We start from the raw sequence: 24290 nt of genomic DNA, 5'->3' as shown, positions 1-24290 counted from the left end.
GGACGCACGACGGGACTGCTCGCTAGCGCGGCCCCGGGGCGGCTGGGCCCTCGCCCGCCTCACGGCCCTCCGCGGCGCGCAGGATGTTGCGCGCCATCGTCGGGAAGACGAGCACGTGGAACGGCAGGATGGCCCACCAGTAGAGCCGACCGACGATGCCCCGGGGGAAGAAGATCGCCCGCTGCCGGTAGCGTGTGCCGCCGCCCGCCCGCGGGCTCACCGACAGCTCGAGCCAGGCGTTACCCGACGCCCGCATCTCCGAGCGCAGGACGAGCCGGCGCCCGGGGTCGACGGTCTCCACGCGCCACCAGTCCACGTGGTCGTCGACCCGCAGCGTCTCGGGGTCTCTCCTGCCGCGGGCCAGCCCGTAGCCGCCGGCGGCCTGGTCGAGCAGCCCGCGGACCCGCCAGAGGAACGACGCGGAGTACCAGCCGTTGTCCCCGCCGATCCCCTCGACCACGCGCCACACGGCCGCCGGCGAGGCCCGCCCGTCTTGCTCCCGGACGTCGGTGTACACGGTGTGGCCCGCCCAGTCGGGATCGGAGGGCAGCGGGTCGGCGGGGTCGCTCGTCTCCAGGACGTCGCTGTCCCAGGTGTGGGCGACCCGGCCGGAGACCTGCTGGCCGATGGCGCGGCGGCAGGCGTCGCGGTAGGACGTGAGGCCGTCGGGCGGGTCGGGGATGAGCGTGCTGACCGCGTGGTCCTGCGTGACGGCGTCCTCGGCCATCGAGGCGGCCAGGGGCATGGCGAGCCCGCGCGGGATCGGGGTGGTCATCCCGATCCAGAACCCGGAGAGCCGCGGCGCGGGGACCGGCAGGGCGTAGATCCGCCGGGGCCGCAGACCGGCGACCTCGGCGTACTGTGCGAGCATCTCCCTGAACCGCAGCGGCCGGCCGGAGCCGATGTCGAAGGTCCCGTTGACCGGTTCCGGCAGAGCGCTGGCGTGCGCGAGGTAGTACAGCACGTCGCGGATCGCGATCGGTTCGATGAGGTTGTTGAGCCAGCGTGGCCCGGGCATGATCGGCAGCCGCTCGGTGAGGTGGCGGATCATCTCGAAGGAGGCCGAGCCGGACCCGATGACGACGCCCGCCCGCAGGACGAGGGTGGCGACGTCGGACGCGAGCAGGATGCGCCCGACCTGCTCGCGGGAGCGCATGTGGTCGGAGAGCTCGTCGAGCTCCTTGTCCGGGTGCAGGCCGCCGAGGTAGACGACCTGCTGCACGCCCCGGGCCGACGCCGCCTGCGCCACCGTGCGGGCGATCTCGGCCTCGCGCTCGACGAAGTTCCCGCCCCCACCCATCGAGTGGACGAGATAGAGGACGGTGTGCACGTCGGCCATCGCGGCGCGGACCTGCTCGGGGGACTGGAGGTCGGCGGCGACCAGCTCGACGTCGTCGGCCCACGGACGGTCCTCGAGCTTGCGCGGGTCGCGGGCGCCGGCGCGCACGGTGAACCCGGCCGCGAGCAGCTCCGGGACCAGACGGCCGCCCACGTAGCCCGTGGCGCCGGTGACGAGGACCCGCCGACCTCGCCCCTCGGGCAGGGACAGGCCGAGCGGGGACGACGGTCGTGGGCTCATCTGCTCACGCTAGGGCCGGACTCCGCCCGCCGCCTGCGCACGAGCGGGCGGTGGCCACTAGATTGACCCGGATGACGGACAAGCAGCTTCAGTCGGAGATCATCACCGCGCTCGAGGTCGTCGACCCGGACGCCTTCGACGCCGCCGCGGAGGCCGAGCGGCGCATCGAGTTCCTCGCCCGGTACCTCCAGGACACCGGCACCAAGGGCCTCGTCCTCGGCATCAGCGGCGGGGTCGACTCCACCGTCGGCGGGCGGCTGTGTCAGCTCGCCTGCGAGCGGGTGCGGGAGCGGGGCGGCGAGGCCACCTTCGTGGCCGTCCGGCTGCCCTACCGCGTGCAGAAGGACGAGGACGACGCCGTCACGGCGCTGGAGTTCATCGCCGCGGACGTCGTGGAGACCATCGACATCGGGCCGGCCACCGACGGGCTCTGGGACCAGGTCCTGGCGAGCCGGACCCCCGTCACCGACGCCAAGGACGACTACCACAAGGGCAACGTCAAGGCCCGGATGCGGATGGTCGCCCAGTACGCCATCGCCGGGGCCCGGGGGATGCTCGTCGTCGGCACCGACCAGGCGGCCGAGGCGTCGGTCGGCTTCTACACGAAGTACGGGGACGGCGCGGCCGACGTCACTCCGCTGTTCGGCCTGCCCAAGCGCCGCGTGCGCGAGATCGGCGTCCACCTCGGCACCCCGGAGGCGCTGGTGAACAAGGTCCCGACAGCCGACCTGGAGTCCGACAAGCCGCTGCTGCCGGACGAGCAGGCGCTCGGCGTGAGCTACGCCGCGGTCGACGACTACCTCGAGGGCAAGGACGTCTCCGCGGAGGACGAGGCGACCATCGTCGGCTGGTACCGGCGCACAGCGCACAAGCGCGCGCTGCCGGTGACGCCGGACGGCTACCTCGGCGACCGCTGACCGCTGCGAGCCGGCGTCCGTCCGGCTCGTTTCGCCCCCACGACCCCGCCGGTGCTCAGTGGTCGGCGGTCTTCTTGCGCCGGGGGACGAGGTGCATGACCGCGACGACGACGGCGCCGACGAGCAGCCCGACGATCGCGGACGCCAGCGTGTTGACGAGCCAGGTGACGAATGCGCTCAGTGCCCCGAGGCTCCCCGCGACGGCCTCCTCGAGGTGGTGGACGAGGTCGTACGGCGCGTGCCACCCGAGCTCGTCGACCCCGACGAGCAGGATGTGCCCGCCGACCCACAGCATCGCGACGACGCCGACGACGGAGAGCACCGCGAGGACCTTGGGCATTCCCTTGACGAGGAGACGCCCGACGCGCTGGGAGCCGCTCGACTCCCGCTCGGCGAGCCGCAGGCCGATGTCGTCCATCTTCACGATGAGCGCGACGACGCCGTAGACGAGCGCGGTGATGCCGAGGGCGACGACGATGAGGATGAGGGCCCGGTTGAGCAGCGGCTCGTCGGCGACCTCGTTGAGCGAGATGACCATGATCTCGGCGGAGAGGATGAAGTCGGTGCGGATCGCGCCGCTCACCATCGTCTTCTCGTGGTCCTTGCCCTGCGTCGCGGCCGGCCGGGCCGTCTGCTCCTTGTGATGACCGGTGACGTACTCGTAGAGCTTCTCCGCGCCCTCGTAGCTGAGGTACAGGCCGCCGACCATGAGGATCGGTGTGAGCAGCCAGGGCAGGAACTGGCTGAGCAGCAGGATCGCCGGGAGGATGAAGAGCAGCTTGTTGCGCAGCGACCCGGCGGCGATCCGCTTGATCATCGGCAGCTCGCGGTCGGCGGTGAAGCCGTGGACGTAGCGGGGCGTCACCGCGGTGTCGTCGATGACGACGCCGACCGCCTTCGTGCTCGCCCGGCCCGCCGCCGCGCCGATGTCGTCGACGGATGCGGCGGCGATCTTGGCCAGCGCCGCGATGTCGTCGAGGAGGGCGGCGAGTCCAGCAGCCATGGGGTCGTGCCTTCCGTTCGGGCGGGGCGCAGCGCCCCGACGCGTGGTCACCGCGAGCATAAGCGGTGCGGTGCGTGGCGGCGCGAGCGTGGCCGGGAAAGCCGTTGACGCGGCCCGGGGCACGGTGTGCGATGGCGTCCCATGACACAGTCGCACACGAGCACACCGCTCCCGCAGGCTCCCCTCGGGCACGGACCGGTCGTCTCGCGTCTCGCGCTTGGCACGATGACCTTCGGCGCCGAGACCGACGAGGCCGACGCCCACGCCCAGCTCGACGCCTTCGTCGCCGCCGGCGGGACCATGGTCGACACCGCCGACGTCTATGCGGGGGGCGAGTCCGAGCGCATCGTGGGGCGGTGGCTGGCGGACAGGCGGGCCGACGTCGTCCTCGCGACGAAGGGGCGGTTCGCCCCGCCGGCCGGTTCCGCCGGGGCCTCGCGCAGCGCCCTCGTCCGTGCCGTCGACTCCAGCCTCGGGCGGCTCGGGGTCGACGCGGTCGACCTGTACCTCGTGCACGGCTGGGACCCCCTCACCCCGGTCGAGGAGACCCTCGACACGCTGAGCACGCTCGTCCGGGCGGGGAAGATCAAGCACCTCGGCTGGTCCAACGTCACCGGGTGGCAGCTCCAGCGCATCGTCACGACCGCCCGACTGGGCGGCTTCGTCCCGCCGTGCGTGGTCCAGCCCCAGTACAACCTCCTCGACCGTGGCATCGAGCTCGAGGTCATGCCGTGCTGCCTGGAGGAGGAATTGGCACTGACGCCGTGGTCGCCGCTCGGCGGCGGCTGGCTCACCGGGAAGTACACGCGCGAGCAGCGGCCCTCCGGCGCGACGCGGCTGGGGGAGGACCCCGGCCGCGGCGTCGAGGCCTACGACACCCGGAACACCGACCGCACCTGGCGCATCCTCGACGCGCTCACACAGGTCGCGCAGAGCTACGACCGTCCCCTGAGCCACGTCGCCATCGCCTGGCTCCTCGCCCGCCCCGGCGTCGCGTCCGTGCTGCTGGGGGCGCGCACGCTCGAGCAGTTCCTCGGCACCCTCGGCGCCGCCCACCTGGAGCTGCGGCCCTCGGACCTCGAGCTGCTGACGGCGGTCTCGGCGCCCGGACTGCCGCCCTACCCGTACGGGATGATCCAGGACACCTGCGGCGTCGAGCACTGGCGCGCCCTCGGGACGGCGACGACGGCACCCGCGTGACCTTGCCCGAGCCCGGGCTCCACACGGACGGCCCGCCCCGGGGAGCACCGGGGCGGGCCGTTCGTTGCAGGGTCAGGAGACCCGCGCCTTCACCTCCGACGAGGGGTAGCGGATGTGCTCGACCATCTCCTGCACGTGGTGCGACGGGGGCCGGGTCGCCTTCGAGACCACGACGGTCACGACGAAGTTGACCAGGGCACCGATGGCGCCGATGCCCTCCGGTGACACACCGAGGATGTGGTCGTGCGCGCTGAGCCCGAACACCTCCAGCGTGTAGAGCATGTACCCGCCGGTGAACACGAGGCCGGTGAGCATGCCCGCGGCCGCACCCGTCGCGTTGGCCTTCTTCCAGAAGATCCCCAGGATGAGGATCGGGAAGAACGTCGAGGCCGCCAGACCGAAGGCGAAGGCCACCACCTGGGCCACGAACGCCGGTGGGTTCAGCCCGCCGAAGATCGCCACGACGACGGCTCCGGCCATCGCTGCCCGGCCGACGAGCATCTGCTTCTTCTCCGACGCCTGCTCCTTGGAGATCATCCGGAAGTAGACGTCGTGGGAGGTGGCCGAGGAGATGACCAGCAGCAGCCCGGCAGCCGTCGACAGGGCGGCCGCCATGCCACCGGCGGCCATCAGCCCGATGATCGGCGCCGGCAGACCGCCGATCTCCGGGGAGGCGAGGACGAGGATGTCGTTGGAGATGATGAGGTCCGCGCCGGATGCCGCGGAGTTGGAGACGGTCTCGATGAGCCCGTCGCCGTTGTTCAGGGTGACGTAGCCGGCGTCGGCCCACGGGGCGATCCAGCCCGGCAGGTCCTGTGCCGTGGCGCCGTCGACGTCGCGCAGCAGGTTGAGGCTGGTGAAGGCGCCGACCGCCGGTGCGGTCAGGTAGAGCAGCGAGATGAAGAACAGCGCCCAGAAGGCCGAGAACCGCGCGCCCCGCACCGTCTTGGTGGTGTAGAAGCGGATGATGACGTGCGGCAGCCCCGCGGTGCCGAGCATGAGCGACGCGGTGACGAGGAAGACGTCGAGCTGACCGCCGTCGCGCCCGACGAACGCCTCGGTGAACCGGTCCAGCCCGAACTCCACCCGCAGCGCGTCGAGCTCGGCGAGGATGGAGCCGTAGGAGATCTGCGGGATCGGGATGTTGGTCATCTTCTGGGCGACCGCCACGGCCGGGATCAGGTAGGCGGTGATGAGCACGACGTACTGCGCCACCTGGGTGTAGGTGATGCCCTTCATGCCGCCGAGCACCGCGTAGAAGAAGATGACGGCCGCCGCGACGACGACGGCCCACTCGGCGCTCAGCCCCAGGAAGCGGGCGAACACCACACCGCCACCGGTCATCTGACCGACGACGTAGGTGAAGGAGACGACGATGGCGGCCACCGCCGCCACGAAGCGCACCGTGTCGTTGTAGCGCTCGCCGACGAACTCGGGGACGGTGAACTTGCCCCACTTGCGCAGGTACGGCGCCAGGAGCAGGGCGAGCAGCACGTACCCGCCCGTCCAGCCCATGAGGTACACCGAGCCGTCGGAGCCGAGGAAGGCGAGCATGCCCGCCATGCCGATGAAGCTCGCCGCGGACATCCAGTCCGCCGCGATGGCTGCGCCGTTGGCGATGGTCGGCACGCCCTGGGAGGCGACGTAGAACTCCCTGGTCTCCTTCACCCGGGAGCGCCAGGCGATGAAGAGGTAGATGCCGAAGGTGAGGATGAGGAAGAAGGCGGTCCAGAACTGCATGTCGCTCACAGCCGCTCACCGTCCCCGTTCCGCTCCGCGACGCCGAACTCGTCGTCGATCCGGTCCATCCGCAGGGCGTAGATGAGGATGATGGCGAGGAAGGTGAGGATCGACCCCTGCTGGGCGAACCACAGACCCAGGGGGAAGCCGGCGATGACGATGGTGTTGAGCGGCTCGATCAGCAGGATGCCGAAGCCGAACGAGACGGTGAACCAGACGGCCAGCAGGACGACCATCAGCCGCAGGTTCTTCTTCCAGTAGCGGCGGCGCCAGTCGTCCTCCGCCGGAGGCGTGCTGCCTCCCCTGTCGCGTGTCACCTCGGACATTGAGGCTCCCTTCGTTGGTACGCGAGTCGAGCCCAAAGAAACTGCACGAACGGGCGGACCACAACGTCCTGGCGCCTGCCGTTCCGCGGACGGCGGTGAGACGTCGTCGGACGGTCCGTTCCGGCCCGCCAGCGGTCTGGGCGCGGCGCGCGAGCCGCTCATCGTGTCGCCGCGGCCGTTCGTGGCCGGAAAGCCGCCGTTCGTCGGCAGGGACGGACGGGAGGGGCGACGCGTGAGCCGGGGCGCTCCTAGCATGGGCCCCATGAAGACGACGGCGTCGCAGGAGACGATCCCGAAGGGCCTCGCCGGGGTGGCGCTTCGGCTGCGCGAGGGCAGGGCCACCGGCTGGGGTGTGTTCCACCCGGGGAGCTGGTCGATGGCCACCGCCGGGATGATGCTGGTCGTCGCCGCGTTCCTGCCCTGGGTGTACGTGAGCCTGACCCAGGGGATCATCGGGGAGGCCTTCGTCCTGCGTGGCACGGACGGTCCGGGTGTCGTCACCCTGGCCCTGGGTTTCCTCGCCCTCGCCGGGGCCTTCGTGCCGCGGCGCAGGCTCGCGATCGTCCACGCGGCCGTCCCGGGCGTCGTGGTGGCCCTCGTCGTGCTCGTCCAGGCCTGGAACATCGTCACGGCCTCGGTGCAGACGGCCTGGGGGGCCTTCCTGCCCGGCATGGGGGTGGTGCTGGCCGGTGGTGGGGCCGTCATCCTCGTCAGGGTCGCCTGGACGATGGCACGTCACTCGACGGACGTCCCTCGCACGGCGTGAGCGGTGATCCCGAGGTCCAGGACACCCCCGCCGAGGTCGACGCCGCCTTCCGCACCCTGCGCCGGATCGCGGTCACCTACTTCGTCCTCTTCCTCGCGGTCCTGGGGTCCTTCCCCGTCCTGACGATGACGTTGAGCTGGTGGACGGAGTCCCGGCTGCTCGGTGACCTCAGCCCCGCCTACCTGGCCGCCGCCGTCGGGCTCTACGTCGTGTTCGCCGTCATCGGGATCGCTGCCGCCACCCTCACCTCCTCGGTAGAGTCCCGCATGCTCGGTGGGACCTCCACCGACACCACCGACGCAACGGACGCGGAGGCGATGTGAGCCCGACGGCGGTGGTCACGCTGGTGGCCGTCGTGGCGGTCGTGCTCGGGGTCTCGGTCGCGACGCGGCCCCGCAACTCCTCCACGGTGGACTTCTACCTCGCCGGCCAGCGGGTCGGGGTGGTCACCAACTCGTGGGCGATCTGCGGGGACTACCTCTCGGCGGCCTCGTTCCTCGGCGTCGCGGCCGCCGTCTACGTCTCGGGTCTCGACGGCGCCTGGTACGCCGTCGGGTTCGCCGCCGGTTTCGTGCCCGTCCTGCTGTTCGTCGCGGCACCACTGCGACGCTTCGGGGAGTTCTCGCTCGCCGACTTCCTCGGCCGCCGCCTGGAGTCGGACGGCGTCCGGCTGAGCGCCGTCGGCGTCGTCCAGTTGGTGATCCTGTGCTACCTCATCCCGCAGTCGGTGGGTGGCGGGATCACCTGGGAGCTGCTCGTGGGGCACGGGATCCTCGGGTTCTCGCCGTACGCCACCGGCGTGCTGGTCTCCACCGCCGTCGTCGCCGTCGTCGTCGCGTTCGGCGGGATGCGGGGCACGACGTGGAACCAGGCGATCCAGTTCCTCCTCCTCTTCGCGGCGCTGCTGTGGCTGGCGGTCACCGTCACCGTGGACGGGTTCCACCTCGGCGACGTCGAGCCGCTGAGCCGGGACAACGCCGGCGCGCTGGGCGGCCCCGCCGTGACCGGCGGCCCGGAGGCCGGGGAGGGGCGGATCGGGCAGGTGGCGCTGGTCGTCACCCTGGCGATGGGGACCGCCGGGCTGCCGCACGTGATGAACCGGTACTTCACCTCGCCGACGGGCCGCGCGGCACGGACCACCACGCTGTGGGTGCTCGTGCTCGTGGGTGCCTTCTACGCCCTCGCCGTGATGCTCGGCACCGCGGCCAGGGACGTCATCCCCGCCGCCGTCCGTGAGCACCCCTGGCTGGAGGAGCTCACGCGGGACGGGGTGCTGCTCGTCCCCGAGCACGCCCTGCCGGTGCTCGGACGCATCTACGGTGCCGAGGCCGGGCTCGGGCTGGTCGCTGCGGCCGCCCTCATCGCCGCGATGTCCACGGTGGCCGGGCTCCTCCTGGCCTCGGCGGCCACGTGGGGTCATGACGTGTACGAGCGGTACATCAACCCGCGGGCGAGTCAGCGGCAGGCGGTGCGTGCGGGGCGGTTCACCACGCTCGTGGGGGCGGGGCTGGCCGCGACCCTGGCCGTGCTCATGCGACCGGACGGCTTCTCACCGGTCTCGCCCTCGCTGGTGGCCACCATGGTGACCTGGGCCTTCGCCGTCGCGGGTTCCGCCCTCACCCCGGTGGTGGTGCTCTCCATCTGGTGGCGCGGCATGACCGCGGCCGCTGCGACGGCCGGGATGCTCACGGGCGGGTGCCTCGCGATCGCGATGTTCGTGTCCGCAGTCTTCCTGGACCCCTCACCGCTGCGTGACCTCATGTCCGCGCCCACGCTGGTGGCCGCCCCGGTGGCCGTCGTCGTCACGGTCATCGTCTCGCGCCGCACGCACCGGCCACCGGGGACCGGCGCGGCGTGGCTGACGATGCACGGGACGGCGGCGGACCGGCAGGCCGAGCGGCTGGCGCGGATGACGATGGACCGCGGCCGCACGCGGGAGGGGCGGGGCTGATGCGGGGAAGCGTGACGCTCGCCGGCGTCGTCGTCGGTGTCTGGGTGCTGCTGTACGTCGTCACCCAGCTCCTCGTGGACCCGCCGCTGACGGTGCTGCCCACGCTCGCCATCGGCGTCGCGATCACCGTCGCGGTCGTGCTCGGCTACCCCTCGGTCCTCCGTGGCCCCCGCGACGGCGTCTGGGCACGTGGCGCCGGGCGCAGGCGCGACCTCGACCGCGGGGTGCGGGACCTGGCGGCCGCCGGACGTCAGGTCCCGCTCCGCGCGGGACTGACCCCGGACGCCGCCCGGCGCACCTGCGAGCTGCTGCGGCCAGCGCTCTCCGGTGACGCGGTGTCCATCACCGACACCGAGGCGATCCTGGCCTACGTGGGGCCGGGGGAGGACCACCATGTGGCGGGCTCGGTCATGCAGACGTCGGCCGCGCCCCGCACCGTGCGGCAGGGACGCACCCAGGTGGTCCGCGACCGCGCCGGCGTCGGCTGCCGCAAGCCCGACTGCGAGGTGATCTCGGCGGTCATCGCACCGCTCCGCATCGGGCAGCGCGTCGTCGGCACCCTCGGCGTGTACCAGGCGCGTGCCGAGACCCCACCCAAGCGGCTGGTGGAGGACATGGCCAACATGCTCTCGCTGCACCTCGAGCTCGCCGAGCTGGACCGGGAGCGGCGGCTGGCCACCGACGCGCGGCTGGACGCCCTGCGTGCCCAGATCAACCCGCACTTCCTGTTCAACATCCTCAACACGATCGCCTCCAAGGCGCGCACCCGCCCGGAGGAGGCCCGGGAACTCGTGCTGCGGCTCAGCGACTTCTTCCGGTACGCGGTCCGCCAGGAGGGGCACTTCGCGGAGTTCGCCCAGGAGTACTTCTTCGTGCGCACCTACCTGTCCCTGGAGCAGGCCCGCTTCGGCGAGCGGCTGGACATCCGGTACGACATCGACCCCCAGGTGCTCACCTCGCGGGTCCCGGTGCTCACCATCCAGCCCCTCGTGGAGAACGCCGTCAAGCACGGCATCGCCGGGAAGAAGGAGGGCGGCACCGTGCGGCTGCGCGCCCGCGTCGACCCGCTGACCCGCACGGTCCTCATCCGCGTGAGCGACGACGGCGTCGGCATGGACCCCGTGACGCTCGCGGCGCTCGCGGACCAGCACAGCCCGCACCCGCCTGCGGCCGAGGACCTCCCGGTGACCGGTGCCCGGGAGCACGCCGGGGTAGGGCTGCGGAACATCACCGAACGCCTGCACGCCCTCTTCGGCGACCGCTACGACCTGCAGATCTCCACGCCGAGGTCCGGCGGCACCGTGGTCGACCTCTCGGTCCCGCTCCGGTAGCCGCGGTGTCTCACCCGCCGGGCACGTACGCCCCTATGCTGAGCACGATGCAGCCCCGTGCGTTGATCGTCGACGACGAAGCCCCCGCGCGCGAGGAGCTGCGGTACCTCCTCCAGGAGATCGGCCCGGTGGTCGGCGACCGCCTCGTCCAGGTGGTGGGAGAGGCCACCAACGGCGAGGAGGCGCTCGTGCTGCTGAGGTCGCTGGGGTACGACCTCGTGCTGCTGGACATCCGCATGCCGGGGCTCTCCGGGCTCGAGGTCGCCCGTGAGCTGGCCACGCTGCCCCACCGCCCCCAGGTCATCTTCACCACCGCCTACCCCGACCACGCCGTGGACGCGTTCGACCTCGCCGCCGCCGACTACCTGGTCAAGCCCTTCGACGCGGGACGACTACGACGCGCCGTCGAGCGGGCGCTGTCTGCTGGAGGGGAGCGGGCCGGCGGCGAGGGCGCCGAGCCGTCCCAGCCCTCAGCGGAGCCCGCCCGGGCCGCGGCGGGACGCGTGCCGACGCGTTCCCCCGAGAGTGCCGAGCTGGTCCGGATCCCCGTCCAGCACGACGGCCGCACCGTGCTGGTCGCGCGGGACGCGATCGTCTACGCCGCCGCGTCCCGCGGCTACTCCGCCCTCAAGCTCGCCGACGAGACGGTGCTCGTGTCCTTCTCCCTCAACGAGCTCGAGCGGCGGCTGCAGGGCCACTTCTTCCGGGTGCACCGGTCCTACCTCGTCAACCTGCGTCACGTGCGCGAGCTGGTTCCCGACTTCCGCGGCAGCCTGGTCCTGGTGATGAACGACCGCCAGCGCAGCCGGGTGGAGGTCTCACGCCGGCACGCCCGCGAGCTGCGCCAACGGCTGGGGATCTAGCAGCGCCGAGAGGGGGACCCGGACCTGTGCGCGGCCGCCGATGAGATCATGGCCGGGTGAGGCAGAGCCCGGCGAGAGCGAGCGCGGACCGCGCGCGTGCCGCGTCACGCCTGCGGGTGCTGGAGGTGCTCCGCACCTCCGCGTCGGGGTGCCATGTGCAGCAGATCGCGGAGCGCACCAGCCTGCACCCCAACACTGTGCGTTTCCACCTCGAACGCCTGGAGAACGAGGGCCTCGTCTCCCGGCACGTCAGGCGCAGCGGTGACCCCGGGCGTCCACGCCTCGCCTACGTGGCCACCGTTCCCGACGTCGCGGCCGGGCGCCGCCACTTCGGACAGCTGGCGGAGGTGCTTGCCCGGCTCGTCAGTCGGACGAACGAGGATCCGGCTGCCGTGGCAGTGGAGGCAGGAAGGGCGTGGGGTCTGTCGCGCTCGGAGCTGTCCGGCCCGACGCCCGACGGCGCCGCCGCGATCGCCGAGCTGACCGCGACCCTGGACGAGCTCGGGTTCGCTCCCGAGGTCCGCGCCGCCGACGATGAGGGGCACGCCGTCGTCGTGCAGCGCCACTGCCCCTTCCTGGAGGTCGCCGAGTCCCATCAGGACGTCGTGTGCTCCGTCCACCTCGGGCTGATGCGCGGCACCCTCGAAGGGCTCAGCGCGCCGGTCAGCGCCCGACGACTCGTCCCGTTCGCCACCTCAGCCGGTTGCGAGGCTCATCTGGTCGTCGGTGGTGCGCCGCCCGCAGGGTGACGGCGCCGGTCCGCCGACGACGGGGTCAGGGCGCAGGGGCCGCCGGGTGGGACGCGACAAGGTCGGTGTCCGCGCCGACTGCGCCGAGCCGAGCCGCGCCTCCGGGAGACCCGATCGGCTCCCGACGACCGGGGAGGGCCCGATCGAAGAAGCGGGCGTTGTCAGCCAGGAACGGTTCGAACTGCCCGGGGAGGTCGTCCTCGTAGTAGATCGCCTCCACGGGGCAGACCGGCTCGCAGGCGCCGCAGTCCACGCACTCGTCGGGCTGGATGTACAAGGCCCGTTCACCCTCGTAGATGCAGTCCACCGGGCACTCCTCCACGCACGACCGGTCCAGGACGTCGATGCACGGGGCCGCGATCACGTAGGTCATGGATGCTCCTTGTCGGTCGGTCGGTCGGTCGGTCGGTCGGGGAGGCAGACCGCACGTCGAATTAATACTAGTCACAATCGGATAAATGTGAGTAGGGCCCTTGTATTTTTCACGGCGATGCTGGTGAATACTGGTATGAGCGAGACAGCGCACGGGCCCGGCCACGACGACCGCAGTGACGGCCCGGTCCCCCCAGCGGCGCATCACCACCATGCCGACCTGTGGGCCGAGCTCACCTCCCGTGAGGCCGCACTCGTCAACGCGGTGGCCACCGGAGGCGACGACGAGCGTCCACGCCGCGCGCTCGTCGACTTCCTCCGCGAGGACGTCTTCGCGCACCTGCAGACCGAGGAGCTGGTGCTGTACAACGCGGCACGCGGCGTCGGTGCGCACGCCCTGGTCGCCGCGCTCGAGCTGGATCACAAGTCGCTGCTGAGCCTGGTCGAGCACATCGACCAGGCCGCTACGGGACTGGATGCCGCACTCTCCGCCCGGGCGCTGGTGATGCTGTTCGTCCTGCGGATGGAGAAGGAGGAGACGGTGCTGCTTCCCATGCTCGCGGAGGCGGGCCTGGACGTCTCGACCCTGATCGCCGGGCGCCCGGAGATGCTCGGGGCGGACAAGGCCTGAGGCGAGGGAGTGCCGCCTCGACCGACGGCTGCGGCCGGGGCCTTCGCTAGCATCCAGGAGTGGTGACCCACGGCCCCGGTGCGCGGCCGACGACGTCCGACGACGGACTCGCCGGCCGGCTCGCCACGGCCGTCCGGGGCCTCACCCCGGGGTACTTCGCGCTCGTCATGGGCAGTGGCATCGTCTCGGTCGGCATGTTCCTCGAGGGCTTCCACCTCCTGTCGCGCGTGCTGCTCGTCGTCGGCGTCGTGGCGTTCGTCCTCCTCCTGGTGCTCAACGTGTGGCGCCTCGTCGCCTACCGGGCCGCCGTCGTCGACGACCTCAACGACGCGCGGCGGGCGTTCGGCTTCTTCACCCTCATCGCGGGGACGAACGTCCTCGGCGTGCGGCTGGCGATGGACGGCCACTACGGGCTCACCGCGGTCATGCTCGCCGTCTCGGGTCTCGGCTGGTTCGCCCTCGGGTACGTCGTGCCCTGGAGCGCGGTGCTCAGCACCCGGACGCGGCCGGTGGTCGCCCGCGCGAACGGCACGTGGTTCATCTGGGTGGTGGCCAGCCAGTCCGTCGCCGTGGCCGCCGCCACCATCGAGCCGGTCTTCGCCACGGCGCGTGACGGCCTGGCCGTGGTGGCGGTGTTCTCGTGGTCGGTCGGGGTGTTCCTCTACGCAGCCGCGGGGATCTTCGTGTCCCTGCGGATGATGCTCTACGAGCTGCGGCCCGAGGACCTCAACCCGCCCTACTGGGTGTCGATGGGGGCCTGCGCCATCACCGTGGTCGCCGGAGCGCGGATCGTCGAGATGGTGGACGCCCCGATGGTCGCGGCCACCCGCGGCCTCGTCGGAGGCCTGTCCGTGGTCTTCTGGGCGTTCGCCACGTGGCTCATCCCCGCCCTGGTGGCGGCCGGCTGGTGGCGCCACCGCACCCACCGGGTGCCGCTCGAGTACGAGGCCACGCTGTGGAGCATCGTCTTCCCGCTCGGCATGTACGCGGTTGCCGGCATCTACCTGGGGCAGGCCAACCGGCTCCCGCTCGTGGGCGCCATCGGGGGTGCCGAGCTGTGGGTCGCCTTCGCGGCTTGGCTGCTCACGCTGCTGGCGATGCTCCGGCACCTCGTGCGCACGGTGCTCCTCCCGCCGCCGTCGCGGTGACCCACCGGCCCGCACCCGCCGGCGAGGAGCCGAACGGGGACGAGGCCCGAGCCGGACCCCGGATGACTCCGTGGTCGTGGCTCGGGCCTCGTATGGGGTGAGTGACGGGACTTGAACCCGCGACATCCGCGACCACAACGCGGCGCTCTACCAGCTGAGCTACACCCACCATGCGCGCCCCGGCGAGGCGCAGCAGTGACACACTCTAGCCGCTCGACCCGGCCGGTGTGGAATCCGGGGCGCTCAGGGAGCGGTGATGCGTGTCTCACCCGCCGTGGCGGCCGTGGGCGTGCCCGCGGCGAGCTCGGCGATCCTCGTGGCCGTGGAGCTTCGGGCCACCGCCTCCGCCGCGGCCTTGACGGTCGGGGTGTCGGGGCCCTCGCCCGCCGGCCACAGCGCGGCGCGGTAGTACCGCAGCTCGTCGATGCTCTCGAGGATGTCCGCCAGGGCGCGGTGCCCGCCGTTCTTCGCGGGGGAGTGGAAGTAGGCCCGCGGGTACCACCGGCGGGCGAGCTCCTTGATCGAGGAGACGTCGATGATGCGGTAGTGGAGGTGGGCGACGAGCTCGGGCATGTCCCGCTCGAGGAAGGTCCGGTCGGTTCCCACCGAGTTGCCGGCGAGCGGTGCCTTGCGCTCCTCGGGCACCCAGCGGCGCACGTACTCCAGCACCTGCGCCTGCGCGTCGGCCATCGACAGTCCCTGGTCGAGCAGCTCGAGCAGCCCGGACGTCGTGTGCATCGTGCGGACGACGTCACCCATCTGCTCCACCGCGCCCGGCGGCGGCGCGATGACGAGGTCGATCCCGGCGTCGACCGGTCGCAACTCGGAGTCGGTGACGACGACGGCGACCTCGATGAGCGCGTCCCGGCCGAGGTCCAGCCCGGTCATCTCGCAGTCGATCCAGACGATCGCGTCTTTCAGTGGTTGTGCTGGCACCACTCCACTGTAGACGGCGTCCACGGGCAGGTCGTCGCCACCCGTTACCGAATGGTGACCGGGGTGGCGCCAATATCGTCCCTCGGTATGACGCAGCGGGCGCGGCTGCCTCAATACCCTCGGCTGGAGCGGCCCGCAACTCGGCGCGGGCCACGGCTGAGGAGATGCCATGCGCCACCGTCCCGTCGTCGCCGTCTCGGCACTGTTGCTGCTGGCCCTCGGTGCGTGCTCCGGCGAGGCGGCCCCGGCCGACGAGCTCAGCTGGGAGGACAGTCCGCTCAGCAAGGCGTTCGCGCAGTTCTACGGCACCGAGGAGAACCCCGAGGAGTGGGAGCGCCAGGAGGCCGAGCGCCAGCGTGAGGTCGAGGAGATCACCGCGACCTGCATGGCCGAGCAGGGTTTCGAGTATCTCCCCGTGGCCCAGGACCAGGCGGTGACGTACACCGAGGACGAGGACGTCGACACCGCGGAGTGGGCGGAGCAGTACGGGTACGGCATCACGACGGAGCCGTGGGCCGACGAGCAGCCGGCAGAGCCCGCGGAGGAGTGGGTCGACCCGAACGAGGACTACGTCAGCTCGATGTCGCCCTCGGAGCAGGAGGCCTACTTCGCCGCACTGCACGGGGAGCCGACCTTCGCCGAGGGCGACGGTGAGTGGGTCGAGGGCGAGGACATCGCCGAGGAGTACAGCTGGGAGGAGGCGGGCTGCCAGGGCCGGGCCTACCACGAGGTCTACGAGGAGGACGAGGACGCGGCCATGATGGAGGACCCGGCGTTCACCGAGTTCTTCGCCGCCGCGGAGCGACTCTACGAGGACGCCCAGCGTGACCCGCGGGTGACCGAGATCAACGCCGAGTGGGCCGAGTGCATGGCCGACGCCGGGGTGAGCGGGATGACGACGCCCGACGAGGCCTCGACGGCCCTCTACGAGGAGTACGACCGCCTCTACATGGAGGCCGACAGCCAGGTCGACTGGGAGACCATCGACTGGGAGGCGCTCGGCGAGACCGCCGACCCGGTCCGCGAGTACATGGACGAGGCGGGTCTGGATGCGCTGCGTGAACGAGAGATCGCCACGGCCGTCGCCGACCACGCGTGCCAGGAGGAGCTCCAGACGCAGACCCGGTACCTGCAGGTCCAGTTCGACCTCGAGGAGACGTTCGTCGAGACCTACAGCGCCGAGATCGACGCCCTCATCGCCACCTACGGGCAGGAGTCGTGAGCCGCCGGCCCCGGTGGCTCCCCGGGGGCGCGCGGACGGACGACGACGCGCTCGGGGTCGCGGCACTCGGAGCGGGTGACGCACCGGCCGACCCGGACGCGGACCTGCCCGACGACGTCCGCCCTCCACGCGCCAACCGGACGATCATGACGATCGCGGTGACCGCCGTCGTCAGTCTCGGTGCCGGCATCGCAGTGAGCCAGCTCGTCGTCTCGCCGGCCCAGCGGGCCGCCGAGGCCGCTCCGCCCGAGGCCGGCGTCATCACGGTGCCCGTCGAGCAGCGCGAGCTGTCCACCGACCTCACCCTGCGGGGTGACGTGCTCTACGACGACCCCGTCCCGGTCAGCCTGGAGACCGGGGACCTGGGGGGTGCGGCGATCGTCACCGGGCAGGTCCCCGAGGTCGGGGACGTCGTCGAGGCGGGACAAGTGATCCTCGAGATCGCCGGCCGCCCCGTCATCGTGCTGCCGGGTGAGCTCCCGATCTACCGGACGCTGCGCGTGGGCAGCTCCGGCCCGGACGTCGTCCAGCTCAAGGAGGCGCTCGTCGCCCTCGGGCTGAGTCCTGGCGACCCCACCTCGGAGAGCTTCGACGCGGCGACCGCAGCCGCCGTCGACGCCCTGTACGCGCAGAGCGGCTACGCCGCGCCGCGCCCGGAGGAGGGTGCGGAGGAGGCACTGCGCGCCGCCCGGGACACCCAGCGGATGAGCGAGGAGGCGCTGTCCCTGGCGCAGGCCGAGCTCGACCGCGCAGCCGACGGGCTGCCCCGCTCCGAGCGCCTGCGGCACGACACCGCGGTCGCTCGTGCCGAGCGAGCCGTCCAGGCCGCCGTCGACGGTGGCGAGGGCGCCGAGGCCGTCACGCAGGCGCGGGAGGAGCTCGAGCTCGTCCGCGCGGAGCGCGCCGAGGCGCTCGCCAGGCCGGACCTCTCCGCCGAGGTCGCCGCCCGAGACACCGCGGCGCAGGCCCTCGAGGAGGCTCGGGTCGCCGTCGACGAGGCGTGGAGCAGCTCCCGCACACCGTTGCCGGCGGCCGAGATCGTCTACGTCGACACCCTGCCCCGCCGGGTGGACTCGGTCACGGTCGGCCGCGGTGACAGCGTCAGCGGTGAGGCGCTGACCATCTCCGGTGCGACACTTCAGGTGCGCGCCAGCGTGTCCGCCTCCGACATCGAGCTCATCACCGAGGGCATGACCGCCTACTTCTCGGTGGGCGAGGAGCAGCTGGAGGCCACCGTCGGCGAGATCGCGACCCGCCGGCCGGACACCGACCAGGAGGGCGAGGGCGACGGCGACGCGGGCTCGGGTGGCGACCGCCGCGAGATCGTCCTCGTCCCCGGTGAGATCACCGAGGAGCAGCGCGCTGCGATCCTTGGGTCCAACGTCCGGGTGACGATCCCGCTCGAGTCCACGAGCGGCGACGTGCTCGTCGTGCCGGTCGCCGCGCTGACGGCCGGCCCGGGCGGGGAGAGCCGCGTCGAGGTGGACCGTGGCGAGGGCACCGAGATCGTCGTCGTGGAGACCGGTCTGACGGCAGGCGGCTACGTCGAGGTCCGCTCGTCCGAGCTGGCTGCCGGTGACCTCGTGGTGGTCGGCAGATGACCGAGCGGGACCCTGGATCCCCCACCCTCACGGTGGCGGAGGTCCCGCCCGCGGCTGCGTCGGACGGTGCCGGCGGTGAGCCCGCGCTAGCCAGGCCGGTGGTCGACCTCCGGGCGGTGTCGAGGTCCTTCCCCGGCCCGCCCGCCGTCACGGCCCTGCACCCGGCCTCCTTCCAGGCGCGCTCCGGGGAGTACGTGTCGATCGTCGGCCCGTCCGGCTCGGGCAAGTCCACCCTGCTCAACATCCTCGGGCTGCTCGACCGGCCGACGACGGGGGAGTACTGGCTCGACGGCATCCCCACCCACACCGTCGGGGAGCGCGAGCGCACGGCGCTGCGCGGCGGGCTCATCGGCTTCGTGTTCCAGGCCTTCCACCTGCTGCCACACCGCACCGTCCTGGAGAACGTCCTCCTCGCCACGATGTACTCGGGGCTACCGCGCGCCGACCGCCTGCGCCGCTCCTACGCGGCGCTGCAGCGGGTGGGTCTCGAGCACCGGATCGGGTTCCGGCCCACGACGCTCTCGGGCGGTGAACGCCAACGCGTCGCGGTGGCCCGGGCGGTCGTCACCGCGCCCCGGCTGCTGCTCGCCGACGAGCCGACCGGCAACCTCGACACGACGACGTCGGGAGAGGTGCTCGACCTCTTCGACGAGCTCCACGCCGACGGGCTCACCCTGCTCGTCATCACCCACGACGACGCCGTCGCGGCCCGTGCGCAGCGCCGGGTCCGAATCACCGATGGCACGCTGCGGGAGCTGCCATGAGCCGCCGCAACGGCTTCGGGGTACGTGACCTCGTTCGCGAGTCCGGGCACGGCATCGGCGCACGCCCCGGGAAGCTCGCGCTCACGATCCTCGGCACGGTACTGGGCATCGCGGCCCTCGTCGTGACGATCGGCATGGCCCAGACCGGTGGTGGGCAGATCGCCCGCCAGTTCGACGCCGTTGCCGCCACCCAGGCTGTGGTCGCGCCCGGGACGGCGCAGGGCGCGGACGGCTCCAGCCGCTCCCGCACCGCGCTGCCCTGGGACACGCCCGAGCGGCTGGGGCGGCTCAACGGGGTGGAGTCGGTCGCCCTGCTCGCCGACCTCGACGCGGGCGACCGGCGCATCACGTCCGTGCCGCTCGTCGACCCGTCCGCCCCCGCCCAGGTCCAGCCGAGGCTGGTCGCCAGCTCGTCCGAGCTGCTCCCGGCCCTGCGCGGCACGCTCGCCACCGGCCGGATGTTCGACTCGGGGCACGACGCCCGGGGCGACCGGGTGGCGGTCCTGGGGGCCGGTGCCGCGCAGCGGCTGGGCGTCAACCGCGTCGACTCCCAACCCTCCATCTTCATCGGGGAGGACGCCTACACCGTCATCGGCATCGTCTCCGACGTGTCCCGACGGCGCGACGTGCTCGACGCCGTCATCCTGCCGCTGGGTACCGCCCGGGCCGACTTCGGGCTGACGAGCGCGTCCGAGGCACAGGTGAAGATCGCCGTCGGGGCCGGCCCGCTCGTGGCCGAGCAGGCGCCGCTCGCGCTGTCCCCGAACACCCCGGAGAACATCACGGTCCAGGCGCCGGCGGTCGGCAACCGGCTGCAGGAGAACGTGCAGAGCGACGTCAACGCCATCTTCCTCGCCCTCGGTGCCGTCGCCCTGCTGGTCGGCGGGCTCGGGATCGCCAACGTCACCCTCCTCGGGGTCATCGAGCGCGTCGGTGAGATCGGGCTGCGCCGGGCCCTGGGGGCGAGTCGCCGGCAGATCGCCGCGCAGTTCGTCCTCGAGTCGGTGACGATCGGCCTGCTCGGCGGCCTCATCGGCGCGGCCCTGGGCTCCTTCGCGGTGGTCGGCGTGAGCATCGCGCAGGAGTGGACGCCGGTGCTCGACCTCCGGCTGGTCGGCGGCTCGGCGCTGCTCGGTGGCGTCATCGGGCTCGTCGCGGGCGCCTACCCGGCACTCAAGGCGGCGTCCCTGGAACCCGTCGCCGCACTCCGCGGCGGGCTCTGAGCCGCCACCGCCGCCCGTCCCGACCGACCTCGCGCTCGATCGCCACACGCGCCCGCCACGGCTCTGGACATGCGACTGAACGCGCGTATAGCATGTTGAACATGAGTTCAGCCCAGGCCGACCCTGCGGTGCCGGGCAGCCCGCACGGGGCCGGCGAGCTCACCGCTCGCGCGCGGATCCTCCACGCGGCCGTCCGCCGTTTCGCGGCGGACGGCATGGGCGCCCCGCTGCGTGCCATCGCGGCGGATGCCGGCGTCAGCGCGGGCCTGATCATCCACCACTTCGGCTCGGGCGACCGGCTCCGCGATGCCTGCGACAGGCACGTGCTCGCGGTGACGCGGCGCAAGGAGTCGACGCTCGTCGCCGGTGCAGGAGGGGCGGGCGCCATGCTCGCCGAGCTCGCCGAGATCGAGGGGTACGCGCCCGTCATCGGGTACGTCCTGCGCCGGCTGCAGGCCGGGGGCCCGCTCGCCACCCAGCTCGTCGACGACCTTGTCGCCGACGCCGTCGAGTACCTGCGGGCCGGCGAGGAGGCGGGGACCGTCCGCCCCAGCCGTGACCCCGAGGCGCGCGCCCGGTTCATCACCGAGATGGCACTGGGCGCCCTGCTGCTCCAGCTGCCCGCCCAGCGGGAGCGCCTCGACCTCGACGAGCTCTCGGCCTGGTTCCGGTCCTACTCCGATCGGACCATCGGCCCGACTCTCGAGCTCTTCACCGAGGGCGTGCTCACCGACAGCACGCTGCTCGACGCCTACCTCGCCGACCGTGAGGGCCGGCCCCGCGCTCCATGACCGTCCAGGAGACCCCATGTCCGACACCGCCATCTCCGCCCGCGACCTCACGAAGACCTTCGGGGCCACCCGCGCCCTCGACGGCTTCTCGCTGACCGTCCCGAGAGGCCAGGTCACCGGCTTCCTCGGACCCAACGGCTCAGGGAAGTCCACGACCATCCGGATCCTGCTCGGCATGCTGCGTGCCACCTCCGGCACCGCCGAGGTGCTGGGTCGCGACCCGTGGCGTGACGCCGTCGACGTCCACCGCCGGCTCGCCTACGTCCCCGGTGACACGAGCCTGTGGCCGGGCCTCACCGGCGGTGAGGCGATCGACGTCCTCACGCGGCACGAGCGGGGCTCCGCCCACCGCAAGCGCCGCGCCGAGCTGCTCGAGCGCTTCGAGCTGGACCCGACGAAGAAGGCGCGAACCTACTCCAAGGGCAACCGGCAGAAGGTGGCACTCGTCGCCGCGCTCTCCCGCGACGTCGAGCTCTACCTGCTCGACGAGCCGACCTCGGGGCTGGACCCGCTCATGGAGGCCGTCTTCACCGACGAGGTCAGGGCACTGCGGGACGCCGGGCGCACCGTACTGCTCTCCAGCCACATCCTCGCCGAGGTGGAGAAGCTCTGCGACACGGTGACGATCATCCGTGCCGGCCGCGACGTCGAGAGCGGGACGCTGGCCCAGCTGCGCCACCTCACCCGCTCGACCGTCACCGCGACGACGCCCGCGGACCCGTCCCGGCTCGAACGGGCCCCCGGTGTCCACGACGTCACCGTCGACAACGGTCGCCTCCGCTTCGACGTCGACGACACCGCCGTCCGGGGGGTGCTCCCGGTCCTCGCGGACCTCGGCGTCGAGAACCTCACCATCACGCCGCCGTCGTTGGAGGAGCTGTTCCTGCGTCACTACGGTGACGAGCTCCCCGCCCAGGAGGCCCAGGCCGTCGAGGAGGTCCGGTGAGCACCGCGACCCGCACCCGACCGCCCGACTCCACCCAGCGCGCCGTCGGGTCCGAGCCGTTCGCCGGCACCGGCGCGCTGCTGCGGCTCTACCTGCGCGTCTCACGGCGGCAGATCCTCATCTGGGCGCTGGCGTTCCTCGCCCTCGTCGCGTCCTCGGTCGTCGCGCTGGAGGAGACCTACCCGGACGCCGCGGCCCTGCAGGCCCGGGCGTCCCTCATGAACAACCCGGCGGCGGTCATGATGACCGGTCCGGCGTTCGCGCTGGAGGACTACACCTTCGGTGCGATGCTCGCCAACGAGCTGTCCCTGTGGGTCTTCCTGCCCGCGGCGATCATAAGCGTGCTCCTCGCGGTGCGGCACACCCGCGCCGAGGAGGAGTCCGGCCGCCTCGAGGTGCTGCGCTCGCTGCCGGTGGGGCGCTTCGCCCCGGCGGTGGCCGCCGTGCTCACCGTGTCGCTCGCCAACGTGGCCGTGGGTCTCGCGCTGATCGGCGCGCTCGTCGGCACCGGCATGGAGACGGTGGACTCCCTCGCCTTCGGCCTGGCGACGGCGCTCACCGGGCTGGTCTTCGGGGCGCTCGCCGCCGTCGCGGCGCAGGTCACCGAGCACGCTCGCGCTGCCTCGGGGATGGCTCTCGGTGCCATTGCCGTCGCGTTCCTCGTGCGCGGGGTCGGCGACGTCATCGACCGGGAGGGGTCGTGGCTGTCGTGGTTCTCGCCCTTCGCCTGGGCCCAGCAGACCAAGCTCTACGTCGACCTGCGCTGGTGGCCACTCGCCCTCTCGGCGGTGGCGACGGCCGTGCTCCTCACCGTCGGGGTGCTGCTCGCGCGGCGACGCGACCTCGGTGCCGGTCTGCGGCCGGCACGGCCCGGTCCGGCGACCGCGTCCCGCGGGCTGCCGACACCCACGGGCCTCGCCCGCCGGCACGTCACCGGCACCATCGTCGGCTGGGGGATCGGTCTGTTCCTCTTCGCGGTCGCCTTCGGGACGCTCGCGACCGCGCTGGAGGACATGATCGGCGACCTGCCCGACCTCGGGCAGTGGATCGCCCTCGACCTCGACGACCTCACCCGCTCCTTCGCCGCCGTCATGCTCGCCTTCCTCTCCCTCGGGCCGGTGGCGCTCGCCGTCTGGGGCGTCCTGCAGCTGCGCGGTGAGGAGAAGGCCGGCCGCGTCGAGAGCGTCCTGGTCGCCGGCAGCCCGCGCACCGGGCTGCTCGGCGGCTGGCTGGCCGTCGTCACGGTCGGGGTCGTCCTCATGCAGGTGGTGCTCGGGCTGGGCGTCGGGATCGGCGTCGCCGCAGCGACGGGGACGGGCGAGTGGGTCGGGGAGCTGACTGTCGCGTCACTCGCCTACCTGCCCGCGGTCCTGTTCGTCGCCGGGGTCGCCGTGGCGCTCTACGGGCTGCTCCCGCGGGGCGCCGGGCTCGCGTGGGCGCTGGTCGTCTGGGCCTCCGTCGTCGTGTTCCTCGGTGACCTCCTCGACCTGCCGGACTGGGCCCGCGACCTGTCCCCGCTCACGCACGTGCCGATGGTGCCGGACGCCGACCCGCGGGCCCTGCCCCTGGTCGTCATGACGGCCCTGGCGGTGCTCCTCGCGGCGGTGGGAGCGGCGGGCCTGCGCCGCCGGGACGTCGGGAGCGCATGACATGACGCGCTACGTGGCCCTGCTCCGGGGCATCAGCGTCGGCGGCGTGCGGATCACCATGCCCGAGCTCGGGGACACGTTCCGCGGGCTCGGGCTGGAGGCCGTGCGGACCGTGCTCGCCTCCGGCAACGTCGTCTTCGACGCCGACGGCGCGACGACGGCGGACCTCAAGGCTGCCACCGAGCGGGCACTGCGGGACCGCTTCGGTTACGACGCGTGGGTGCACGTGCTGCCGCTCGACGCCGTCCGGGCGATCGTGGCGGACTACCCCTTCGACACGGACGAGGCGGTGCACCACCCGTACGTCGTGTTCTGCGCCGACCCGGGGACGGTCGCCGAGCTCGCCGAGCATGCGCTCGCCGCACCGCACGACGGCGAACGGCTGGCACCCGGAGACGGGGTCGTCTACTGGGAGGCCCCGAAGGGCGGCAGCACGACCACCCCGTTCGCCACGCTCATCGCCAAGGCCCGCTTCAAGCCGCTCGTCACGACCCGCAACCTCCGGACCCTACGCAGGCTCGCCTGACGGTCCCGTCCACCTCCCGGTCGACGTCGGCGTACGGTGGCGGCGTTCGGTCGGGA

At 72.5% G+C, this 24290-nt stretch carries 24 protein-coding genes and 1 tRNA gene; 18 read left to right on the top strand and 7 right to left on the bottom strand.

Going from position 1 to position 24290, the window contains the following annotated elements; translation table 11 throughout:
• Positions 1-22 precede the first annotated feature (22 nt).
• Positions 23-1579 carry an SDR family oxidoreductase gene (locus tag VR894_RS14010; protein ID WP_324652500.1) on the bottom strand — a complete coding sequence of 519 codons (1557 nt, stop codon included), beginning with the start codon at positions 1577-1579 and terminating at the stop codon, positions 23-25.
• A gap of 71 nt (positions 1580-1650) precedes the next feature.
• On the opposite strand from VR894_RS14010, the gene nadE reads away from it, so the two are divergent.
• Positions 1651-2496 carry an ammonia-dependent NAD(+) synthetase gene (gene nadE / locus VR894_RS14005; RefSeq protein WP_324652498.1) on the top strand — a complete coding sequence of 282 codons (846 nt, stop codon included), beginning with the start codon at positions 1651-1653 and terminating at the stop codon, positions 2494-2496.
• Between the two features lie 55 nt (positions 2497-2551).
• Here the strand turns inward: nadE and VR894_RS14000 are convergent, their stop codons facing one another.
• Positions 2552-3499, bottom strand: coding sequence for a DUF808 domain-containing protein (locus VR894_RS14000; protein WP_324652497.1), 948 nt, complete (start codon positions 3497-3499; stop codon positions 2552-2554).
• A gap of 141 nt (positions 3500-3640) precedes the next feature.
• Here VR894_RS14000 and VR894_RS13995 point away from each other — a divergent pair, with 141 nt between their 5' ends.
• Positions 3641-4699, top strand: coding sequence for an aldo/keto reductase (locus VR894_RS13995; protein ID WP_324652495.1), 1059 nt, complete (start codon positions 3641-3643; stop codon positions 4697-4699).
• 72 nt (positions 4700-4771) lie between these two features.
• On the opposite strand, the gene VR894_RS13990 is transcribed toward VR894_RS13995, so the two are convergent.
• Together VR894_RS13990 and VR894_RS13985 are read right to left on the bottom strand one after the other, a co-directional pair.
• A complete protein-coding gene (locus VR894_RS13990; protein ID WP_324652664.1) occupies positions 4772-6439 on the bottom strand; it encodes a sodium:solute symporter family protein in 1668 nt (555 codons plus the stop codon).
• Between the two features lie 5 nt (positions 6440-6444).
• Positions 6445-6765, bottom strand: coding sequence for a DUF4212 domain-containing protein (locus VR894_RS13985; protein ID WP_324652493.1), 321 nt, complete (start codon positions 6763-6765; stop codon positions 6445-6447).
• 262 nt (positions 6766-7027) lie between these two features.
• On the opposite strand from VR894_RS13985, the gene VR894_RS13980 reads away from it, so the two are divergent.
• From VR894_RS13980 to VR894_RS13955, 6 genes are read left to right on the top strand one after another with little or no spacing between them, the layout of a single operon-like run.
• Entirely contained in the window at positions 7028-7531 is a 504-nt protein-coding gene (locus tag VR894_RS13980) for a hypothetical protein (protein ID WP_324652491.1), read from the top strand.
• The gene (locus VR894_RS13975) at positions 7528-7854 is read left to right on the top strand and encodes a hypothetical protein (protein WP_324652490.1); all 327 of its coding nucleotides are present in this window, start codon (positions 7528-7530) and stop codon (positions 7852-7854) included. The genes VR894_RS13980 and VR894_RS13975 overlap by 4 nt, the downstream gene beginning before the upstream one ends.
• Positions 7851-9482 (top strand): cation acetate symporter, encoded by a 1632-nt coding sequence (locus tag VR894_RS13970; protein ID WP_324652488.1) that lies wholly within the window; start codon positions 7851-7853, stop codon positions 9480-9482. The genes VR894_RS13975 and VR894_RS13970 overlap by 4 nt, the downstream gene beginning before the upstream one ends.
• A complete protein-coding gene (locus tag VR894_RS13965; RefSeq protein WP_324652487.1) occupies positions 9482-10813 on the top strand; it encodes a histidine kinase in 1332 nt (443 codons plus the stop codon). The genes VR894_RS13970 and VR894_RS13965 overlap by 1 nt, the downstream gene beginning before the upstream one ends.
• Before the next feature lie 47 nt (positions 10814-10860).
• Positions 10861-11676 carry a LytTR family DNA-binding domain-containing protein gene (locus tag VR894_RS13960; protein ID WP_324652486.1) on the top strand — a complete coding sequence of 272 codons (816 nt, stop codon included), beginning with the start codon at positions 10861-10863 and terminating at the stop codon, positions 11674-11676.
• A 56-nt stretch (positions 11677-11732) separates the two neighbouring features.
• Positions 11733-12425: a helix-turn-helix transcriptional regulator gene (locus tag VR894_RS13955; RefSeq protein ID WP_324652485.1), complete on the top strand. Its 693-nt coding sequence runs from the start codon at positions 11733-11735 to the stop codon at positions 12423-12425.
• A 25-nt stretch (positions 12426-12450) separates the two neighbouring features.
• Here VR894_RS13955 and fdxA read toward each other — a convergent pair whose 3' ends face one another.
• Positions 12451-12798 (bottom strand): ferredoxin, encoded by a 348-nt coding sequence (gene fdxA / locus VR894_RS13950; RefSeq protein WP_324652483.1) that lies wholly within the window; start codon positions 12796-12798, stop codon positions 12451-12453.
• Positions 12799-12933: 135 nt separating this feature from the next.
• On the opposite strand from fdxA, the gene VR894_RS13945 reads away from it, so the two are divergent.
• Together VR894_RS13945 and VR894_RS13940 are read left to right on the top strand one after the other, a co-directional pair.
• Positions 12934-13428: a hemerythrin domain-containing protein gene (locus VR894_RS13945; RefSeq protein ID WP_324652481.1), complete on the top strand. Its 495-nt coding sequence runs from the start codon at positions 12934-12936 to the stop codon at positions 13426-13428.
• 59 nt (positions 13429-13487) lie between these two features.
• Positions 13488-14576, top strand: coding sequence for a tellurite resistance/C4-dicarboxylate transporter family protein (locus VR894_RS13940; RefSeq protein WP_324652479.1), 1089 nt, complete (start codon positions 13488-13490; stop codon positions 14574-14576).
• A 93-nt stretch (positions 14577-14669) separates the two neighbouring features.
• Here the strand turns inward: VR894_RS13940 and VR894_RS13935 are convergent.
• Positions 14670-14745: transfer RNA gene (locus VR894_RS13935), tRNA-His, on the bottom strand.
• Positions 14746-14819: 74 nt separating this feature from the next.
• Positions 14820-15464, bottom strand: coding sequence for an oligoribonuclease (gene orn / locus VR894_RS13930; RefSeq protein WP_416380849.1), 645 nt, complete (start codon positions 15462-15464; stop codon positions 14820-14822).
• Positions 15465-15681: 217 nt separating this feature from the next.
• Between orn and VR894_RS13925 the strand changes: the two genes are divergently transcribed.
• The 8 genes from VR894_RS13925 (at position 15682) to VR894_RS13890 (ending at position 24234) form a co-directional block, all read left to right on the top strand.
• The gene (locus VR894_RS13925) at positions 15682-16734 is read left to right on the top strand and encodes a hypothetical protein (protein WP_324652477.1); all 1053 of its coding nucleotides are present in this window, start codon (positions 15682-15684) and stop codon (positions 16732-16734) included.
• The gene (locus VR894_RS13920) at positions 16731-18335 is read left to right on the top strand and encodes a hypothetical protein (RefSeq protein ID WP_324652475.1); all 1605 of its coding nucleotides are present in this window, start codon (positions 16731-16733) and stop codon (positions 18333-18335) included. Before VR894_RS13925 ends, VR894_RS13920 begins: the two co-directional genes overlap by 4 nt.
• Positions 18332-19099, top strand: a complete 768-nt coding sequence (locus VR894_RS13915) for an ABC transporter ATP-binding protein (protein WP_324652473.1) — start codon at positions 18332-18334, stop codon at positions 19097-19099. The genes VR894_RS13920 and VR894_RS13915 overlap by 4 nt, the downstream gene beginning before the upstream one ends.
• Entirely contained in the window at positions 19096-20322 is a 1227-nt protein-coding gene (locus tag VR894_RS13910) for an ABC transporter permease (RefSeq protein ID WP_324652471.1), read from the top strand. Before VR894_RS13915 ends, VR894_RS13910 begins: the two co-directional genes overlap by 4 nt.
• A 101-nt stretch (positions 20323-20423) precedes the next feature.
• A complete protein-coding gene (locus VR894_RS13905) occupies positions 20424-21113 on the top strand; it encodes a TetR/AcrR family transcriptional regulator (RefSeq protein ID WP_324652469.1) in 690 nt (229 codons plus the stop codon).
• A gap of 16 nt (positions 21114-21129) precedes the next feature.
• On the top strand, positions 21130-22059 hold the full coding sequence (locus VR894_RS13900; RefSeq protein ID WP_324652467.1) for an ABC transporter ATP-binding protein: 930 nt from the start codon (positions 21130-21132) through the stop codon (positions 22057-22059).
• Entirely contained in the window at positions 22056-23708 is a 1653-nt protein-coding gene (locus tag VR894_RS13895) for a polyketide antibiotic transporter (protein WP_324652465.1), read from the top strand. The genes VR894_RS13900 and VR894_RS13895 overlap by 4 nt, the downstream gene beginning before the upstream one ends.
• Before the next feature lies 1 nt (position 23709).
• The gene (locus VR894_RS13890; RefSeq protein WP_324652463.1) at positions 23710-24234 is read left to right on the top strand and encodes a DUF1697 domain-containing protein; all 525 of its coding nucleotides are present in this window, start codon (positions 23710-23712) and stop codon (positions 24232-24234) included.
• Positions 24235-24290 lie beyond the last annotated feature (56 nt).

This window comes from Georgenia sp. H159 (genome assembly GCF_035607575.1).
Classification (GTDB): Bacteria; Actinomycetota; Actinomycetes; order Actinomycetales; family Actinomycetaceae; genus Oceanitalea.
Note: the sequence above shows the minus strand (reverse complement) of the source record. Positions and strands in the feature narration are given on the sequence as shown.

Coding starts and splice junctions, on each gene's coding strand:
- VR894_RS14010 (WP_324652500.1), bottom strand. CDS start 1,579: ATGAGCCCACGACCGTCGTCCCCGCTCGGCCTGTCCCTGCCCGAGGGG.
- nadE (WP_324652498.1), top strand. CDS start 1,651: ATGACGGACAAGCAGCTTCAGTCGGAGATCATCACCGCGCTCGAGGTC.
- VR894_RS14000 (WP_324652497.1), bottom strand. CDS start 3,499: ATGGCTGCTGGACTCGCCGCCCTCCTCGACGACATCGCGGCGCTGGCC.
- VR894_RS13995 (WP_324652495.1), top strand. CDS start 3,641: ATGACACAGTCGCACACGAGCACACCGCTCCCGCAGGCTCCCCTCGGG.
- VR894_RS13990 (WP_324652664.1), bottom strand. CDS start 6,439: ATGCAGTTCTGGACCGCCTTCTTCCTCATCCTCACCTTCGGCATCTAC.
- VR894_RS13985 (WP_324652493.1), bottom strand. CDS start 6,765: ATGTCCGAGGTGACACGCGACAGGGGAGGCAGCACGCCTCCGGCGGAG.
- VR894_RS13980 (WP_324652491.1), top strand. CDS start 7,028: ATGAAGACGACGGCGTCGCAGGAGACGATCCCGAAGGGCCTCGCCGGG.
- VR894_RS13965 (WP_324652487.1), top strand. CDS start 9,482: ATGCGGGGAAGCGTGACGCTCGCCGGCGTCGTCGTCGGTGTCTGGGTG.
- VR894_RS13960 (WP_324652486.1), top strand. CDS start 10,861: ATGCAGCCCCGTGCGTTGATCGTCGACGACGAAGCCCCCGCGCGCGAG.
- fdxA (WP_324652483.1), bottom strand. CDS start 12,798: ATGACCTACGTGATCGCGGCCCCGTGCATCGACGTCCTGGACCGGTCG.
- VR894_RS13945 (WP_324652481.1), top strand. CDS start 12,934: ATGAGCGAGACAGCGCACGGGCCCGGCCACGACGACCGCAGTGACGGC.
- orn (WP_416380849.1), bottom strand. CDS start 15,464: ATGACCGGGCTGGACCTCGGCCGGGACGCGCTCATCGAGGTCGCCGTC.
- VR894_RS13925 (WP_324652477.1), top strand. CDS start 15,682: ATGCGCCACCGTCCCGTCGTCGCCGTCTCGGCACTGTTGCTGCTGGCC.
- VR894_RS13915 (WP_324652473.1), top strand. CDS start 18,332: ATGACCGAGCGGGACCCTGGATCCCCCACCCTCACGGTGGCGGAGGTC.
- VR894_RS13910 (WP_324652471.1), top strand. CDS start 19,096: ATGAGCCGCCGCAACGGCTTCGGGGTACGTGACCTCGTTCGCGAGTCC.
- VR894_RS13905 (WP_324652469.1), top strand. CDS start 20,424: ATGAGTTCAGCCCAGGCCGACCCTGCGGTGCCGGGCAGCCCGCACGGG.
- VR894_RS13900 (WP_324652467.1), top strand. CDS start 21,130: ATGTCCGACACCGCCATCTCCGCCCGCGACCTCACGAAGACCTTCGGG.
- VR894_RS13890 (WP_324652463.1), top strand. CDS start 23,710: ATGACGCGCTACGTGGCCCTGCTCCGGGGCATCAGCGTCGGCGGCGTG.